This is a genomic window from Streptomyces sp. NBC_01352, assembly GCF_036237295.1.
Taxonomy (GTDB): Bacteria; Actinomycetota; Actinomycetes; order Streptomycetales; family Streptomycetaceae; genus Streptomyces; species Streptomyces plumbiresistens.
On record NZ_CP108354.1, the window covers coordinates 8,025,886 to 8,043,238 of the forward strand.

General features: G+C 71.0%; 14 protein-coding genes. 5 read left to right on the forward strand and 9 right to left on the reverse strand.

Going from position 1 to position 17,353, the window contains the following annotated elements:
• Positions 1-13: 13 nt before the first annotated feature.
• From OG252_RS36945 to OG252_RS36960, 4 genes are all read right to left on the reverse strand, one after another.
• Positions 14-1,675: an alkaline phosphatase D family protein gene (locus OG252_RS36945; RefSeq protein WP_329341663.1), complete on the reverse strand. Its 1,662-nt coding sequence runs from the start codon at positions 1,673-1,675 to the stop codon at positions 14-16.
• A 99-nt stretch (positions 1,676-1,774) separates the two neighbouring features.
• Entirely contained in the window at positions 1,775-2,587 is an 813-nt protein-coding gene (locus OG252_RS36950) for a thioredoxin domain-containing protein (protein WP_266441023.1), read from the reverse strand.
• Positions 2,588-2,736: 149 nt separating this feature from the next.
• Positions 2,737-3,429, reverse strand: coding sequence for a hypothetical protein (locus OG252_RS36955; protein WP_329341666.1), 693 nt, complete (start codon positions 3,427-3,429; stop codon positions 2,737-2,739).
• Between the two features lie 68 nt (positions 3,430-3,497).
• Entirely contained in the window at positions 3,498-4,856 is a 1,359-nt protein-coding gene (locus OG252_RS36960) for a DUF2252 domain-containing protein (RefSeq protein ID WP_329341668.1), read from the reverse strand.
• Positions 4,857-5,069: 213 nt separating this feature from the next.
• Between OG252_RS36960 and dnaE the strand changes: the two genes are divergently transcribed.
• A complete protein-coding gene (dnaE, locus tag OG252_RS36965; protein ID WP_266441030.1) occupies positions 5,070-8,609 on the forward strand; it encodes a DNA polymerase III subunit alpha in 3,540 nt (1,179 codons plus the stop codon).
• A gap of 100 nt (positions 8,610-8,709) precedes the next feature.
• Here the strand turns inward: dnaE and OG252_RS36970 are convergent, their stop codons facing one another.
• Entirely contained in the window at positions 8,710-8,874 is a 165-nt protein-coding gene (locus tag OG252_RS36970) for a hypothetical protein (RefSeq protein ID WP_266441032.1), read from the reverse strand.
• 224 nt (positions 8,875-9,098) lie between these two features.
• Here OG252_RS36970 and OG252_RS36975 point away from each other — a divergent pair, with 224 nt between their 5' ends.
• From OG252_RS36975 to OG252_RS36990, 4 genes are all read left to right on the forward strand, one after another.
• Positions 9,099-10,328, forward strand: coding sequence for an NYN domain-containing protein (locus OG252_RS36975; protein WP_266441034.1), 1,230 nt, complete (start codon positions 9,099-9,101; stop codon positions 10,326-10,328).
• Positions 10,329-10,451: 123 nt separating this feature from the next.
• Entirely contained in the window at positions 10,452-11,426 is a 975-nt protein-coding gene (locus tag OG252_RS36980; protein ID WP_266448626.1) for an ABC transporter ATP-binding protein, read from the forward strand.
• A gap of 82 nt (positions 11,427-11,508) precedes the next feature.
• Positions 11,509-12,330, forward strand: a complete 822-nt coding sequence (locus tag OG252_RS36985) for an ABC transporter permease (protein ID WP_329341672.1) — start codon at positions 11,509-11,511, stop codon at positions 12,328-12,330.
• A gap of 34 nt (positions 12,331-12,364) precedes the next feature.
• Positions 12,365-13,069, forward strand: coding sequence for an AAA family ATPase (locus tag OG252_RS36990; RefSeq protein ID WP_329341674.1), 705 nt, complete (start codon positions 12,365-12,367; stop codon positions 13,067-13,069).
• Positions 13,070-13,186: 117 nt separating this feature from the next.
• On the opposite strand, the gene ybaK is transcribed toward OG252_RS36990, so the two are convergent.
• The 4 genes from ybaK to OG252_RS37010 all read right to left on the reverse strand — a co-directional run bounded on the left by ybaK (position 13,187) and on the right by OG252_RS37010 (position 17,269).
• Positions 13,187-13,690, reverse strand: a complete 504-nt coding sequence (ybaK, locus tag OG252_RS36995) for a Cys-tRNA(Pro) deacylase (protein ID WP_266441043.1) — start codon at positions 13,688-13,690, stop codon at positions 13,187-13,189.
• Positions 13,691-13,727: 37 nt separating this feature from the next.
• Positions 13,728-14,468, reverse strand: a complete 741-nt coding sequence (locus OG252_RS37000) for an LON peptidase substrate-binding domain-containing protein (protein WP_266441045.1) — start codon at positions 14,466-14,468, stop codon at positions 13,728-13,730.
• Positions 14,469-14,479: 11 nt separating this feature from the next.
• The gene (locus OG252_RS37005; protein WP_329341678.1) at positions 14,480-15,559 is read right to left on the reverse strand and encodes a hypothetical protein; all 1,080 of its coding nucleotides are present in this window, start codon (positions 15,557-15,559) and stop codon (positions 14,480-14,482) included.
• 129 nt (positions 15,560-15,688) lie between these two features.
• Positions 15,689-17,269: an oxidoreductase gene (locus OG252_RS37010; protein ID WP_329341680.1), complete on the reverse strand. Its 1,581-nt coding sequence runs from the start codon at positions 17,267-17,269 to the stop codon at positions 15,689-15,691.
• Positions 17,270-17,353: the final 84 nt, after the last annotated feature.

Genomic DNA, 17,353 nt, shown 5'->3' on the forward strand with positions numbered 1-17,353 from the left:
CCTCTAGACCGGGTTAGACCGGGTCGTAGGTCCGCTCCACCTTCTGCGTGCCGCTGCGGGTGCGGTACGAGCGGGCCCAGGACGAGGTCGCGTCCGGCTTGGTGCGGTCGGACAGGACGTAGTAGTCCATCTGCGCGCGGGCGGCGGTGATGTCCAGGACGCCGTATCCGTGGCGGTCGGTGTCGACCCAGTGGACGTGCCGGTTGGCGGCCTTGATGATCGGCGCGGCGATCGCGGAGATCGTGCCCTCGGGGGCCTTCACGATGTCGTCGAGGTTGTCGGAGGTGACCGAGGTGACCACGAACTCCGTGGCGGCCGAGGCGGACAGCGGGTACGTCCCGGCGTCCACCGGCACGTCGTTGGCCCACGCCATGTGGATGTCGCCGGTCAGGAAGACCGTGTTGCGGACGGCGTTCGCGCGCAGGTGGGCCAGCAGCTCGCGGCGGTCGTCCGTGTAGCCGTCCCACTGGTCGGTGTTGAGGGCGAGGCCCTCCTTCGGCAGCCCGAGCAGCTCGGCGAGCGGCCGCAGCAGGTCGGCGGTGAGGGAGCCGATCGCGAACGGCGAGATCATCACCGAGTTGCCGATCAGCCGCCAGGTGGTGTCGGACGCCTTCAGCCCGGCCTTCAGCCAGTCGAGTTGGGCGCGGCCGGTGAGCGTGCGGTCCGGGTCGTCGACCGAGCCGTTGCCGACGGCGACCTGCTGCGAGCGGAAGGAGCGCAGGTCCAGGAGGGAGAGGTCGACGAGCTTGCCGAAGCGCAGCCGCCGGTAGGTGGTGCCCGCGACCGCGGTGCGCACCGGCATCCACTCGAAGTAGGCCTGCTTGGCGGCGGCCTGACGCGCGCTCCAGGCACCCTCCGCGCCCTCGGTGTGGTTCTCGGCCCCGCCCGACCACGCGTCGTTGGCGAACTCGTGGTCGTCCCAGATGGCGATGACGGGCGCGGCCGCGTGCAGGGCCTGGAGGTCGGCGTCGGTCTTGTAACGGCCGTGCCGGGTGCGGTAGTCGGCCAGCGTGAGGATCTCGTGGGTGGGCGCGTGCGGCCGTACGACGGTGTCGCGCGTGCCGTACTCGCCGGTGCCGTACTCGTAGATGTAGTCGCCCAGGTGCAGCCAGGCGTCCAGGTCGCCGCGGGCCGCGAGATGGCGGTACGAGGAGAAGTAGCCGGCCTCCCAGTTGGCGCAGGAGACCACGCCGAAGCGAAGGTTCGGGACGGCCGCGTCGGCGGCGGGGGCGGTGCGGGTGCGGGCCACGGGGGAGTCGGTGCCGCCGGCGGAGAAGCGGAACCAGTAGTCGGTGGCGGGTTCCAGGCCGCGTATGTCCGCCTTGACGGTGTGGTCGGTGGCGGCGGTCGCGGTGACGGAGCCCTTGGCGACGATGTTCGTCAGCGCTTTGTCCCTGGCGACGACCCAGTCGACCGGGGTGTCCGGGCCGAGCCCGGAGCCGGGTTCCGCCTCGGCGGTGGGCGTCACCCGCGTCCACAGCAGGATGCCGTCGGGGAGCGGGTCGCCGGAGGCGACGCCGTGCAGGAAGGCGGGGGAGTCCGTGGCGGCCCGGGCGGGCAGGGCGGCGGCCAGCGGGCCGGCCAGGACAGCGGTCGCCGCCGCGGCCTTGACGACCGTACGGCGGCGCGGGGACAGGGAGTTGAGTTGCTCGGATGCTCTGTATCGACTCGTCACGGCCGATCAGGTTACTGATCGGTATGAACGAGAGCGGGCGAACTCGCAAAAGTTCGCCCGCTCTTTGGCCGACGGTCGCTCTTCGAGCGGCGATCGGGGTCAGGCCTTGAGGGCCGCCTCGATCGCCGTGTTGAAGTCGGCGACCGTCATCGGCGCGTTCTTGCCGTCCGAGCCGGTCAGCGTCTTGCCGTCCATCTTCAGGGTCGGGGTGCCCGACACGCCGCTGTCGTCGAACTTCGCCGACATCTCCAGCGCCCACTTGTCGAAGGTGCCGTTCTTCACGGCGTTCTGGAACTTCGCGTTGCCCTTGAGGGCGGGGACCGTGTCGGCCACCTCGATCAGGTAGGAGTCGTCCTTGAACTTGTCGTCGGACTCCTCCGGGTGCCACTTCGCCGAGTACATCGCGGTCTTGTACTCGAGGAAGGCCTCGGGGCTGACGTTCAGCGCGGCGCCCAGGGCGCTGAGCGCGTTCTTGGAGCCCTCGCCGCCCAGGCCGTTGTCGAGGAAGGTGGCACCGACGTACTCGATCTTGTACTTGCCGTCCTCGACGCCCTTGTCCACCGTCGCGCCGACGGTCTGCTCGAACTGGGCGCAGACCGGGCAGCGCGGGTCCTCGTACATGACCAGGGTCTTCTTGGCGCCGCTCTCGCCGATGACCACGTTCGTGCCGTTCGTGCCCGTGGTGTTGGCAGGCTTGACGAGCTTGTCGTCCTTCGCGGCGTCCCAGTAACCGGGCTTGTTGCCCTGGACGACCGCGTAGCTGATGCCGCCGGCTATCGCCAGGACGCCGACTATGGAGCCGGCCACGATGACCTGCCGCTTGATCTTGGCGCGCTTGGCCTGGCGCTCGCGCTCCTGGCGCAGGCGCTCGCGGGCGGCGCTCTTCGCGGCCTGGCTGTTCCTCTTTGCCATGGGTGATCTCCGTAAGGGGACGCGCACACGTCGTGTGCGGGATACGTATGGGGGACTGGTGGTGCTCAGGTGCGGTCGGCGCTCTTCGGCGCTGTTCGGGCGAAGCAGACGCTCGTCGCCGAAGCAGACGCTCGGGCCGAAGCAGACGCTCAGGCGAAAGCGACCGAGCACGGCGGTCCACGCCGTCCCAGGGAGTGCACGAGGATCCGCTCGCGCGCGGTGGTCGTACGGGGGCCGGGCCGCTGCGGGCGGCGCACGGAGGGCGACGGCACCACCGTCACCGCCGCGACCGCCAGCAGCAGCGGCCGGAAGGTGGTCGCGGTCACCGCGCGCAGCAGCTGGGCCAGCGCGTGCTCGCCGCGGCGCAGCCAGGCGGCCGCGAGGAGGCCCACGCCGATGTGCGCGCCGAGCAGCAGCCAGGCGGTCGCCGGGTCGGCGTGGGCGAGCAGACCCCCGAGCCGCTCGGGGCCGGAGCCCGTCACCCGGGCCAGCGGGGCGCCGACACTGGTGCCGTCGCCGCACAGCACGTCGAAGCCGACGGAGCGCAGCGGGCCGGTGACCGGGCCGCCCGCGGCGCCGTAACAGACGTGTTGGCCGGTGGTGAACACGGTGTCGGCGGCCAGCTCCAGCGGGATCAGCAGGGCGGCGATCCGGCCGAAGCCGCGCTCGCGGCCGGCCAGGGCGTAGGCGATCACGAACACGGCGGCGGCGACCACCACCACCGTGTTCAGCGGCAGCGGGGCCCGGGACAGCAGGACGTGCGACGCGGTGCTGAGCGTCACGACGAGTGCCGTGAACAGCGCCGCGCGCACGGCTCTGAGCTGGGTCCCGGATATGTCCATAGCGGAGGAGAGTCTGTCACGCGGGCCTGTAAGGGACCCCTAAAGGATCCCTGTGCGCGGCCGTTCCGTCACAGACCCGGAATCCGGCCGTTGCGGAACAGGTCCACGAAGATCTGGTGGTCGGCCCGCGCGCGTGCGCCGTATTCGTGCGCGAAGTCGACCAGGAGGCCCTCGAAGCCGGCGCCGTCGTCGGAGTCCGCCGCGAGCGCCGCGTCGATGGCCCGCTCGGTGGAGAAGGGCACCAGGGACTCGCCGGACTGGTCGTCCGCCGCCCCGTGCATGGTGGCGGTGGCCCGGCCCAGGTCGGCGACGACCGCGGCGATCTCCTCCGGGTCGTCGATGTCGCCCCAGTCCAGGTCCACGGCGTACGGCGACACCTCGGCGACCAGCTGGCCGATGCCGCCGAGCTCGGTCCAGCCGAGCCACGGGTCGGCGTGCGCCTGGAGGGCGCGCTGCGAGATCACTGTGCGGTGGCCCTCGTGCTGGAAGTAGTCCCGGATCGCCGAGTCCGTGATGTGCCGGGAGACGGCCGGGGTCTGGGCCTGCTTGATGTAGATCACGACGTCGTTCTCCAGGGCGTCGCTGTGGCCCTCCAGGAGGATGTTGTACGACGGCAGACCGGCCGATCCGATGCCGATGCCGCGGCGGCCGACGACGTCCTTCACGCGGTACGAGTCCGGGCGGGCCAGGGACGAGTCCGGCAGCGTCTCCAGGTAGCCGTCGAAGGCGGCGAGGACCTTGTAGCGGGTGGCCGCGTCCAGCTCGATGGAGCCGCCGCCCGGGGCGAAGCGGCGCTCGAAGTCACGGATCTCCGTCATCGAGTCGAGCAGGCCGAAGCGGGTCAGCGAGCGGGCGTCCCGCAGCGCGTCCAGGAGCGGGCCCTGGGCGGTGTCCAGGGTGAAGGGCGGCACCTCGTCCCTCTTGGCGCCGGTGGCCAGGGCGTGGATCCGCTCGCGGTAGGCGCCCGCGTACACCTGCACCAGATCGGTGATCTGCTCGTCGCCGAGCGCCTTCGCGTACCCGATCAGGGCGATGGAGGCGGCGAAGCGCTTGAGGTCCCAGGTGAAGGGGCCGACGTACGCCTCGTCGAAGTCGTTGACGTTGAAGATCAGCCGGCCGGTGGAGTCCATGTACGTGCCGAAGTTCTCCGCGTGCAGGTCGCCGTGGATCCACACGCGCGAGGTGCGCTCGTCCAGGTACGGGCCACTGAGCACCTTCCCAGCACCCTGCCCGGCGTTCTCGGCCTCGAGGTCGTGGTAGAAGAGGCACGCCGTGCCGCGGTAGAACGCGAAGGCCGAGGCCGCCATCTTCCGGAACTTGACGCGGAACGCGGCCGGGTCGGCGGCCAGGAGCTGGCCGAATGCGGTGTCGAAGACGGCGAGGATCTCCTCGCCGCGGTGCTCGTCGTTGAGCTGTGGAACCGACATCGCTGGGTGCCTCCTGGTGCAGGTGGTGCGTGACTTGGGGGACGGACCGCCCGTCCTCTTGCAACGTGCGACGGTACGCGGGAGTGCCCGCGACTCCTCCATGAAGGTACGGGGGAGACGCCTCCCGGTGTCAGTGCCGAGGCATAGACTTCGACGCTGTCCCCCCAGACTGTCCGCAGCCTGTCGCCGAGTGTTTTCCATGGAGGCCACGCCGTGTCAAAGCCGCCGTTCACGCACCTGCACGTCCACACCCAGTACTCGCTGCTGGACGGTGCCGCGCGGCTCAAGGACATGTTCGACGCGTGCAACGAGATGGGCATGACCCACATCGCCATGTCGGACCACGGCAACCTCCACGGGGCGTACGACTTCTTCCACACCGCGAAGAAGGCCGGGGTCACCCCGATCATCGGCATCGAGGCCTATGTCGCGCCCGAGTCCCGGCGCAACAAGCGCAAGATCCAGTGGGGCCAGCCGCACCAGAAGCGGGACGACGTCTCCGGTTCGGGTGGTTACACCCACAAGACGATCTGGGCGGCCAACGCGACGGGCCTGCACAACCTCTTCAAGCTCTCCTCGGACGCGTACGCGGAAGGCTGGCTGCAGAAGTGGCCCCGGATGGACAAGGAGACCATCTCCCAGTGGTCCGAGGGGCTCATCGCCTCCACCGGCTGCCCCTCCGGCGAGCTCCAGACCCGGCTGCGCCTCGGCCAGTTCGACGAGGCGCTGAAGTCCGCGGCCGAGTACCAGGACATCTTCGGCAAGGACCGCTACTTCCTGGAACTGATGGACCACGGCATCGACATCGAGCACCGGGTCCGCGACGGCCTCCTGGAGATCGGCAAGAAGCTCGGCATCCCGCCGCTGGTCACCAACGACTCGCACTACACGTACGCGCACGAGGCGACCGCCCATGACGCGCTGCTGTGCATCCAGACCGGCAAGAACCTCTCCGACCCGGACCGCTTCCGCTTCGACGGCACCGGCTACTACCTCAAGTCCACCGACGAGATGTACGCCATCGACTCCTCGGACGCCTGGCAGGAGGGCTGCGCCAACACCCTCCTGGTGGCCGAGCAGATCGACACGGCCGGCATGTTCGAGGCGAAGAACCTCATGCCGAAGTTCGACATCCCCGAGGGCTACACCGAGGTCAGCTGGTTCAAGGAGGAGGTCCGCCGCGGCATGGAGCGCCGCTTCCCGGGCGGCATCCCCGAGGACCGCCAGAAGCAGGTCGAGTACGAGATGGACGTCATCATCCAGATGGGGTTCCCGGGCTACTTCCTCGTCGTCGCCGACTTCATCATGTGGGCCAAGAACCAGGGCATCGCGGTCGGTCCGGGCCGTGGTTCCGCGGCCGGCTCGATCGTCGCGTACGCGATGGGCATCACCGACCTCGACCCGATCCCGCACGGCCTGATCTTCGAGCGGTTCCTCAACCCCGAGCGCGTCTCCATGCCCGACGTCGACATCGACTTCGACGAGCGTCGGCGCGTCGAGGTGATCAGGTACGTGACGGAGAAGTACGGCGCCGACAAGGTCGCCATGATCGGCACCTACGGCAAGATCAAGGCGAAGAACGCCATCAAGGACTCCGCGCGCGTGCTGGGCTACCCGTACGCGATGGGCGACCGCCTCACCAAGGCGATGCCCGCCGACGTCCTCGGCAAGGGCATCGACCTCAACGGCATCACCGACCCCTCGCACCCGCGCTACAGCGAGGCCGGCGAGATCCGCGCGATGTACGAGAACGAGCCGGACGTGAAGAAGGTCATCGACACCGCCAAGGGCGTCGAGGGCCTCGTCCGCCAGATGGGCGTGCACGCCGCCGGCGTGATCATGTCCAGCGAGCCCATCGTCGACCACGCCCCGATCTGGGTGCGGCACACCGACGGCGTGACCATCACGCAGTGGGACTACCCGCAGTGCGAGTCGCTCGGCCTGCTGAAGATGGACTTCCTCGGCCTGCGCAACCTGACGATCATGGACGACGCCGTCAAGATGGTGAAGTCCAACAAGGGCATCGACCTCGACCTGTTGGCCCTTCCGCTCGACGATCCGACGACCTTCGAACTCCTCCAGCGCGGCGAGACCCTCGGCGTCTTCCAGTTCGACGGCGGCCCCATGCGCTCGCTGCTGCGCCTGATGAAGCCCGACAACTTCGAGGACATCTCCGCCGTCTCCGCGCTCTACCGTCCCGGCCCGATGGGCATGGACTCGCACACCAACTACGCGCTGCGCAAGAACGGCCTGCAGGAGATCACGCCGATCCACAAGGAGCTGGAGGAGCCCCTCCAGGAGGTCCTGGCGGTCACCTACGGCCTGATCGTCTACCAGGAGCAGGTACAGAAGGCCGCCCAGATCATCGCCGGCTACTCGCTCGGCGAGGCCGACATCCTCCGCCGCGTGATGGGCAAGAAGAAGCCCGACGAGCTGGCGAAGAACTTCGTCCTCTTCCAGGAGGGCGCCCAGAAGAAGGGGTACAGCGAGGAGGCCATCAAGGCCCTGTGGGACGTGCTGGTCCCCTTCGCCGGCTACGCCTTCAACAAGGCGCACTCCGCCGCGTACGGCCTGGTCTCCTACTGGACCGCCTACCTCAAGGCGAACCACCCCGCCGAGTACATGGCCGCGCTGCTGACCTCCGTCAAGGACGACAAGGACAAGTCGGCGGTCTACCTCAACGAGTGCCGGCGCATGGGCATCAAGGTGCTCCCGCCGAACGTCAACGAGTCGGTGCACAACTTCGCCGCGCAGGGCGACGACGTGATCCTCTTCGGCCTCGAAGCCGTGCGGAACGTCGGTACGAACGTGGTCGAGTCGATCATCAAGAGCCGCAAGGCCAAGGGCAAGTACGCCTCCTTCCCCGACTACCTCGACAAGGTCGAGGCGGTCGCGTGCAACAAGCGCACCACGGAGTCGCTGATCAAGGCGGGCGCGTTCGACACCCTGGGGCACACCCGCAAGGGGCTGACCGCGCATTTCGAGCCGATGATCGACAACGTGGTGGCGGTCAAGCGCAAGGAGGCCGAGGGGCAGTTCGACCTCTTCGGCGGCATGGGCGAGGAGGACACCAGCGAACCCGGCTTCGGCCTCGACGTGGAGTTCACCCCCGAGGAGTGGGACAAGACCTACCTCCTCGCGCAGGAGCGGGAGATGCTCGGTCTGTACGTCTCCGACCACCCCCTCTTCGGCCTGGAGCACGTGCTGTCCGACAAGGCCGACGCGGGCATCGCCCAGCTCACCGGAGGTGAGCACTCCGACGGCGCGGTGGTCACCATCGGCGGCATCATCTCCGGCCTCCAGCGCAAGATGACCAAGCAGGGCAACGCCTGGGCCATCGCCACCGTCGAGGACCTCGCCGGCTCCATCGAGTGCATGTTCTTCCCGGCGACCTACCAGCTCGTCTCGACCCAACTCGTCGAGGACGCCGTGGTGTTCGTCAAGGGACGCCTGGACAAGCGCGAGGACGTGCCCCGCCTCGTCGCGATGGAACTCCAGGTGCCGGACCTGTCGAACGCGGGCACCAACGCGCCCGTGATCCTCACCATCCCGGCCACCCGGATCACCCCGCCGATGGTGAGCCGGCTCGGTGAGATCCTCAGCCACCACAAGGGCGAGAGCGAGGTCCGGATCAAGCTCCAGGGCCCGCGCAAGACGACCGTGCTGCGCCTCGACCGGCATCGCGTGAAGCCGGACCCGGCGCTCTTCGGCGATCTGAAGGTGCTGCTGGGCCCGTCCTGCCTGGCCGGCTGAGCGGCCGGCCGACGGGCAACTGACGTACGCGAGGGGCGCATCCGCAGCCGGGTGCGCCCCTCGGTGTGTGCCTGGGCTTCAACAGCCCGTTATGAAGATGTCAGTTGTGACCGAAGCGCTTCTTGCGCCCTTTGGGGGTCATGTCGCCGGGAGTCACCTGGGTGGTGCGGTGCTCGCTCGGCGTGTCCATCGACGGCTGCTCGGCCGTCTGCTGACCACGCTCGGACTGCGACTGCTTGCGTTCACGGTTCTTGTTCTTGGCCACGGTGATCTACCTCCTGAGGGGGATCTAGGGACCAGGGCCGGAACCAGATTCACATAGGCTGACAACAAGTGCATGTCGGATAATTACCGTCTGTGACACGGCTTGTCGGGGCGCGCAGCCCCGAAACGCCACGCCGAAGATCGAGTTCGGGCCGTTAACCCTCGCGTGGTCGGGCAGACTCGAAGCAAGCCCGAAGCAAACCTCCCGGAAAGAGGGTGGATCGCGTGGACCGCTGCATCGTCCTGGTGGACGCCGGGTATCTGCTGGGGGCCGCCGCCAGTCTCCTCGCCGGGGAGCCCTCGCGGTCCCGCATCACCGTCGACCACACCGCCCTCATCCAGGGCCTGCGCGAACGCGCCGAGTCCGACACGGAACGGCCCCTGCTGCGCATCTACTGGTTCGACGGCGCCCCCGACCGTGTCCCGCAGCCCGAGCACCGCAGACTGCGCGTGATGCCCCGGGTCACCGTCCGGCTCGGCGCCCTGACCCGCAGCGACGGACGCTGGGCCCAGAAGGGCGTGGACGCCGCGATGCACGCCGAGCTGACCGAGCTTGCCCGCAACCGCGCCTGCTCCGACATCGTCCTGGTGACCGGCGACGGGGATCTGCTGCCGGGCATGATGGCCGCCAAGGAGCACGGCGTCGCCGTACACCTGTGGGCCGTGCAGGCCGCCGACGGGGACTACAACCAGTCCGAGGACCTGGTCGCCGAGGCCGACGAGCGGCGCGTGCTCGACCGTACGTGGATCACCAAGGCCGTGCGCGCCAAGGACCTCGGCGGGATCTGCGCGCCGCCGCCCGCGCCGCGGCCCGAGATCGCCGCGATCCTCTCCGCCCCGCTGCCCGAGTCCGCGCACCGCCCGGCAGCCGAGCGGTCGGTCGAGGAGGAGCACGCCCCGGCGGCCACCGCCTCGGAGAACGGCACGCAGGAGCGGGGGCCCGCGACCGCCCCCAAGGCCGGGGTGCCCACGCCGAAGGACCTGGCCGCGCTGCGCGCGCCCGGCGTCCAGCAGCCCGCCCAGCCCCCGCAGACCGCGACCCTGCGCTGGTCCTCCGACAAAGGGTGGGTCGACCGGCCCGGCGGCGCGGCCGAGCCGCCCGAGGTCGCCTCGATGCCCACGCTGGCGCAGCTGACCACGGCGGAGCAGCGGTGGGCGGACCGGGAGGAGGACATCACGACCGTCGGCGGTGATCCGTACGAGGTCGGACAGGTGTTCGCGCGTCGGTGGATGGAGCGGCTCGGAGACCCGAGCCATCTGCAGAAGCTCTCCGGGATGTACCCGCGGGTCCCGCACCGGATCGACGGGGAGCTGCTGCGGTACGCCGCCCGGTTCGGGCTGCTCGCACACAAGGACGACCAGATCGACGAGCACGACCGCTACGCGATCCGTGCCGGGTTCTGGCGGGAGATCGATGTGCGGACGGCCGCCGAGCACGCGCCCGCGGGGGAATGAGATCCTTAACCCCGGATGTGCCGCAATGGGCCGCCCCGGGAGCGGACCGGGGCCGCGGACCCCGTAGTCTCGTCCCTTGTGAGTACGCGCGCGGCACAGGCACTTCGGCACGGTGACGATGTCGTGTGCGCGGTGCGCGGGCTCGCCAAGACCTATCCGGCGGTACGGGGGCGGCGCGGCGTTCCGGCGACACCCGAGGTCAGGGCCACCGACGACGTACGGCTGGACATCCGGCGCGGGGAGATCTTCGGGCTCCTCGGGCCGAACGGCGCCGGGAAGACCACCCTCGTGCGGCAGCTGACCGGACTGATGCGGCCCGACCGCGGCAGCGTCGAGATCCTCGGGCACGACATCGTGCGCCACCCGGAGCGGGCCTCGCGGATCCTCGCCTACCTCGGGCAGGAGTCCACCGCCCTCGACGACCTGACCGTGTCGCTCGCCGCCGAGACCACCGGACGGCTGCGCGGGCTGGAGGCGGGACAGGCACGCGCCGAGCGGGACGCCGTACTCGACGAGCTGGGCCTCACGCCGCTCGCCGGGCGGCCGCTCAGGAAACTGTCCGGCGGGCAGCGCCGCCTGGCCTGCTTCGCCGCCGCGCTGGTGGGGGCACGGCCGTTCCTCGTCCTCGACGAGCCGACCAGCGGCATGGACCCGGTGGCGCGGCGCGCGGTCTGGGGCGCCGTGGACCGGCGCCGGGCCGAGCACGGCACGACCGTGCTGCTCGTCACCCACAACGTCATCGAGGCCGAGACCGTCCTGGACCGGGTCGCCGTCCTGGACCGGGGACGGGTGATCGCCTGTGACACTCCCACCGGCCTCAAGGAGCAGGTCGCCGGCGAGGTGCGGGTCGACCTGGTGTGGCGCGAGTCCGCCCCGCTGCACGTCCCCGAGGTGGCCGCGCTGCGGGACCGGGCCGTGGAGTCCGGACGCCGCTGGACGCTGCGGCTCGCCCCCGAGGAGGCCCGTACGGTCGTCGCCACCGTCACCGGCGGGTCCGCGTTCGCCGCACTGGACGACTTCACGCTGACCACACCGAGCCTGGAGGACGTGTACCTGGCGCTGGGCGGCGCCGCACGGCAGGGACTGGTGAAGGCGTGAGCACGTTGAGCACCCGGACCGCCGTATCCGTACCGGACTGGACGACTGCCGGAGTGAAACCGAGAGAGGGGAGCCGCGCGACGTGAGTGTCGTACCCGCCGAGGTTCTGCCGGGCAGTGCCCTGGCCGTGGAGGAGACGGTCCGGGAGGCGGCCGAGCTCGGACCGCGTGCGCGGCTGTGGCCGGCGCTCGCGGCCGTGTACCGGGCGCAGCTGTCCCGTGCGCGGGTGGCGCGGATCCCGCTGCTGTTCGTGGCGACCTTCCAGTCGATCGGGATCATGATCCTGATGCGCGGGGTCGTGGACGGCGGAGGCGAGGCACAGGCCGTGGTCGCCGGGTCGTCGGTGCTCGTCGTGGCCTTCGTCGCGCTCAACCTGCTCGCCCAGTACTTCGGCCAGCTGCGCGCCAGCGGCGGGCTCGACCACTACGCCACGCTGCCCGTGCCGCCGGCGGCCGTGGTACTGGGAGCGGCGGGCGCCTACGCGTCCTTCACCGTGCCGGGGACCGTGGTGACCGCGGTCTTCGGATGCGTGCTGTTCGGGCTGCCGTTCGCGCACCTGTGGGTGCTGATCGCCGTCATCCCGCTCGCGGGCGCCGCGCTCGCCGGGCTCGGGGCCGCGCTCGGGCTGCTCGCGCCGCGTCCTGAGCTGGCCACGCTGCTGGGGCAGCTGGGCATGTCCGCGGCGCTGCTGCTCGGCGTTCTGCCGGCGGACCGGATGCCGGAGGCCGTGCGCTTCGCGCGGGACCTGCTGCCGTCGACGTACGGCGTCGAGGCCTTCGCGCGGACCTTCGGGCCGGACCCCGACTGGGCGTTCGTGCTCGGCGACCTCGCCGTGTGCGGCGTGGTCGGCGTGGTCTCGCTGGCCGTCGCGACCTGGGCCTATCGCCGGGCGGCCGTCCGATGACGCGCCGCACAGGCGGGCCTGGCACGATGTCAGGGTGACCGCACCGTTGACTCCTCCTCCGCCGCCGCATGAACAGCCCGCACACAGTGCGTGGCAGGCTTCGCCTCCCGGGTACGTGGCTCCTGCGCCGGACGCGTCGGACGGCGCGCACGGTTCGTACGGACAGGACGGTCCCGGGATGAAGACCGAAGTGCGGGAGGCCGCCGTCATCACGGTGGCGGTGGCGCTCGGCGGGGTGCTGCTCGGGCTGCTGTGGTGGTGGCTGGCGCCGCACGTGCCGCTGGTCGGTGGCCTGGACGAGCAGGGCAGCTGGGTCGTCTACCTCAAGGACACCGAGGGCGAACAGGCGGTCGGTGTCGACGGAACGTTCACTCTGCTGGCGCTGGCCTTCGGCGTGGTGAGCGCGTTCGCCGTGTTCCTCGTGCGCAGGCGTGGGGGAGTGCCGCTGGTCGTGGCGCTCACCGTCGGCGGGCTGCTCGGGTCGCTGCTGGCGTGGCGGCTCGGCGTGTGGCTCGGGCCGTCCCAGGACGTCCTCGCGCATGCCAAGGACGTCGGCAAGGGGGTCACGTTCTCGGCGCCGCTGAAGCTGGGCGCGAAGGGGGCGCTGCTGGCCTGGTCGCTGGCCGCGCTGGTCGTGCATCTGGGGCTGACGGCACTGTTCGGGCCCCGGGATCCGGACCCGTACGCCCACCAGCAGGGACCGGTCCCGAAGGACGGGTACGGGACCCCGCCGGCGTGACGACGGCCTAGGCAGGCCGCCTTCCGTGGTTCGCCTTCTTCTTGCGCCACTTGCGTTTGCGCGTCTTCTTCGACATGTCCCTCGTACTTAACCGAGGAACGGACCCGCGTCGAGGGGTCAGGCACGCCCGATGGGGGCCACCACCGCTTCCGTGAGCTTCGCCAGGTCGTCGGGGGCGAGTTCGACCTCCAGGCCGCGGCGGCCCGCCGAGACGCAGACCGTCGGGTGGGCGGCGGCCGACTCGTCCAGGACCGTGGGCAGCTTCTTGCGCTGGCCGAGCGGGGAGATGCCGCCGCGGACGTACCCCGTGGTGCGTTCGGCGAGCGCCGGGTCGGCCATCGCGGCCCGCTTGCCGCCGACGGCCGCCGCGAGCGCCTTGAGGTCCAGTTGGCCGGCCACCGGGACGACGGCGACGGTCAGCGTGCCGTCGACGTCCGCGACCAGCGTCTTGAAGACCCGCTCCGGCGAGACGCCCATCGCCTCGGCCGCCTCCTCGCCGTACGAGGGGTGGGCGGGATCGTGGTCGTAGGAGTGCACCGTGTACGGCACTCCCGCGGCCGTCAGGGCCACCGTCGCGGGCGTGCCGCCCGACTGCTGCTGCTTCTTCGACTTCTTCGCCATCGCGGCCTGATCCCGCCCGTTCCCCAGTGGTCGTACGTCAGTTGAGACTTCTCGGGGCCCGCGTCAGCTCCGCCGCGGGCAACGACGGCAGGTTACGGATGATCGCCGTCTCCGTGCGAAGGAGTTTCAGTTCGTCGCGCAGCCGGGACGCGGTGTCCGGGGCCTGGAGCAGGCGCTGCTTGGTCGGGATGTCCAGCATCATCGCGGCGGCCACGAGGTACGAGACGACCGACGGCTCGTCCGGCAGGTCGGCGCCGGTGGACAGGGACCGCTCGCGCGCGCCCGCCAGGCGCTTCTGGTACTGACGGAACGCCCGCAGCACGCCCTCCGCCAGCGCCCCCGCCTCCTCGCCCGGATCCTCCTCCAGCTCCTCCAGCTCCGCCGTCAGGAACGGGCCGGACGCGTCGACCGACAGCAGCCGCACCCGGGCCGTGCCCGTCGCCAGTACCTCGAAGGTGCCGTCGGCCCGCTCCCGGACCGTCGCGGCGTCGGCGATGCAGCCGACCGAGTGGAACGCCTTGACCGGGTCGTCGCCGAAGCCGGCGGCGGCGCCCTGCTCGGGTACGGCGGTCTGGTCCGGCAGGCCGGGTGAGCTCGGTGCCACCTCGTGGCCGTCGCGGATCGCCACGACGGCGAACCGGCGCGGCTCGTCCTCGGGCGTCTTCAGCAACTCGCGCATCATGGCGCGATAGCGCTCCTCGAAAATGTTCAGCGGAAGGACGAGCCCCGGAAGCAGCACGGAGTTCAGAGGAAAGAGCGGCAGCCGGACGGTGGTCACGACGCGAAAGCCTAATGGTCGCCGGAGTGGGCGCGTCCGCCGTGCTCACTCCGTGGATGGCGGGGGACCGGGTTCCGGCCGACCTCGTTGCGGACCGCGTCGCGACGCGCGTCGCGGATCTCCTCGCGGATCTCGTCGCGGATCTCCAGGAACCGGCCGAGCGGGTCGTCCGAGATCCGGTCCCAGGGGAAGGAGGTGGCGTACGGACCGATCAGGCGCAGTTGCTCCGCGGCGTCCGTCCAGCGGTCCAGCCGTACCAGGACGTACATCAGCTTGTTCCGCACCTGGGCGGGCCACGGATCGGCCGCCGGGAACCGGGCGGAGAGCGCGATCGCCCGGTCGGCCGCCGCGTCCAGCCGCTCGCCCGGCACCTCGGGGCCGCAGCCGTCGGTCAGATAGGAGAAGGCCGCCCGCGCCGGGAGCGCCTGGACGAGGGAGTCGGCCGGAGCGTCCTGCGCGGCCGGCTCGGCGAAGTCGAAGCACGCGTGGTGGGAGCCGTGCCAGGAGGCGGCGAGGTAGCGCAGGGCCGCCACATGGCAGCCGTAGTGGTGCGGGTCGCGGCGGACCGCGGCCGCCCACAGCTCCTCGACGTACCTGGGCCCGGCCTGCGCGCCGCGCGCGTGGTCCAGCGCGATCCGCCACGGCACCGGGTCGCGGTCGTCGCCGTGCGCGGCAGCCGTGATCAAGGGGGTCGCCTGGCGCAGCAGCTCCGCCCGGGCCGGTGACTGCCAGGAGCGCTCCAGCACGAGCTGGGCGCCGACGAGCAGCGCGTCCGGGTCGTGCGGGGCGGCCTTGCGCCAGTCCTCGTACCACTCGTCGCGCGAGCGGGCGAAGGCCGCGAGTCTTCGCGCGTAGCGGTCGCGGTACTCCCAGTCGGCGCCGGTTCGGGTGGCGGCGAGCAGGTCCGCGGCGGGCCGGTACTCGCCCTGCGCGGCCGCGACCAGGGCGGGGCCGAGCCGGTCGTCGGGCGCGTCGAGAAGCGCCTCGTCGGCGGCGGGGTCGGCGGGCGGTCCGACGGCGAGGCGCGAGGGCTTCCGGGGCATCCGCGAGGAGCGGATGAAGGGGGGCAGGAGAGCCATGGTGTCGACCATTGAAAGACCGCAGGTCAACAGAGCGCCAGAGCGAACGTACAACTCGTGAAAAGTTGTACGCGCTACAGTCAAGGACAAGTAAAAAGGTGAGCATTCAACAACTTGTCCGGCGTAGGGCCCACAAGCCCGCTAGCTGCGCCGCAGCAGTCGCGTGGCCCCCGCCGCCACCGTCGTCGCCAGGATCCAGCCCAGCAGGACGATCGCGGCGGCCAGCCACTGCCAGCCGCCGCTCAGCTGCCAGAACCCGACCTGACCGAGGTCGATGACCGGCAGGAGCAGGTCGAGCGCGAACAGGGCGGGGTTCCAGTCCGGATGCTCGCCGCGCTTGAGCGGTGGATGACTGGCGTGCGCGAAGGCCACCGAGCTCGCCGCCCACAGCACCGCCATCCATACGGCGGCCCGGCCCGGCCGGTATCCGTAGGCGACCGTCCAGTCCTGCACGTACCCCCACAGCTTGGCTGCGACCGGCAGGCTCTCGCGGCGGCGGCGCTGCTTGGCGAGCAGCACCTCGCGGGCGTCCTCGTCCTCGCCGCCGGTCCGCAGCACGGCGGCCAGCCGCTCGTACGGCTCCGGGTTGTACTCGGCGGTCGCGGCCGCCACCCACTCCAGCCGCTCGTTCAGCGGGAACGGGCCGCGCGGCACCAGGTTCTCGTAGCTGAAGCCGCCCATGTGCAGCCGGCCCGGGCCCGGCCAGGCGTCCGCCCGGTCCATCAGGTTGACGACCCGCGCCCCCGACAGCACCACCGTGCCCCGCGCCGGCCGCTCCCCGAGGAAGCGCAGCTCGGGCGTCTGCAGGCGGCGCAGCGACAGCTCCTGCTCGTCGGTGAGGGTGAACCGGGCCCGCTCCAGGTCGACCGCGTCCCCGAACCGCCCGTCGTCCAGGCGCAGCCCGCCCTGGCACTCGAACCGCTGGATGCGCGTCCCGCGCGCGGGTGTCGTGCCGCTCAGCAGGACGTTGCCGACGCCCGCCGGGGTCAGGTACAGCGAGCGCTCCACGGTCAGCTGCGGGGCGTTCAGGGCGAGCCGCGAGTACGGGTTGACCAGCCGGGCGCCGCGCAGGCTCAGCGAGACGCCGATCTTGGCGCTGCGCAGGCTCAGCTCGCCGTGCGACTCCAGCATCTCGGCCTGGAGGTCCTGGCCGACGGTCATACCGTCCGCGGCGATCGAGCGTCCGCTGCGGTCGCGGTAGACGATCGCCTGGTTGAGCAGCAGATCCGTGCCGATCTGCGCGTCGGTGAGCCGTATGCCGTTCTGGAAGCGGCAGCGCGGCAGGTGCAGATCGCCCTCGGTGTGCACCCGGGCCGCCTCCAGGCGCGGCACCGAGCACTCCACCATCCGTACGGTCGTGAAGTGGGCCTCCGGCAGCAGGACGTCCCGCTCGAAGCGGCAGCCGCGCATCTCCACGTACGGCACCACCGTGCCGCCCGCGAGGTCCAGGGTGCCGCTGATCTGCACCCCGACGAGCTTCAGGGAGGACACGCGGCCGGCGAGCGCGGGCGGTCCGTCCAGGAGCAGCCAGCACACGATGCGGGCCCGCACGGTCCGCTCGGGCCCCCAGGGGTGCCCGCCGTGCGGATCGTCGACAACTGTGTCGCCGCTGCTCAGGTCGTACACGCTGCCGTTGCGGAAGGCCTGCCACATTCCGGCCTCGGCGGCGGTCAGATCGTCCGGCAGGTCTCCGTCGTCCCGGATGCCGGCCCCCTCGGTCACGTGTCTTCCTTCCCCCTCATCTACTCGCGGGTTCGTACAAGTGTTCATGCCCGCTGAGTGACGCCCGGAACACTGGACGTGAAG

What these genes read in the sequence shown, in the direction of transcription:
- OG252_RS36955 (WP_329341666.1), bottom strand. Translation starts at nt 3,429, where the DNA reads ATGGACATATCCGGGACCCAGCTCAGAGCCGTGCGCGCGGCGCTGTTC.
- OG252_RS36960 (WP_329341668.1), bottom strand. Translation starts at nt 4,856, where the DNA reads ATGTCGGTTCCACAGCTCAACGACGAGCACCGCGGCGAGGAGATCCTC.
- OG252_RS36950 (WP_266441023.1), bottom strand. Translation starts at nt 2,587, where the DNA reads ATGGCAAAGAGGAACAGCCAGGCCGCGAAGAGCGCCGCCCGCGAGCGC.
- ybaK (WP_266441043.1), bottom strand. Translation starts at nt 13,690, where the DNA reads ATGGCGAAGAAGTCGAAGAAGCAGCAGCAGTCGGGCGGCACGCCCGCG.
- OG252_RS37005 (WP_329341678.1), bottom strand. Translation starts at nt 15,559, where the DNA reads ATGGTCGACACCATGGCTCTCCTGCCCCCCTTCATCCGCTCCTCGCGG.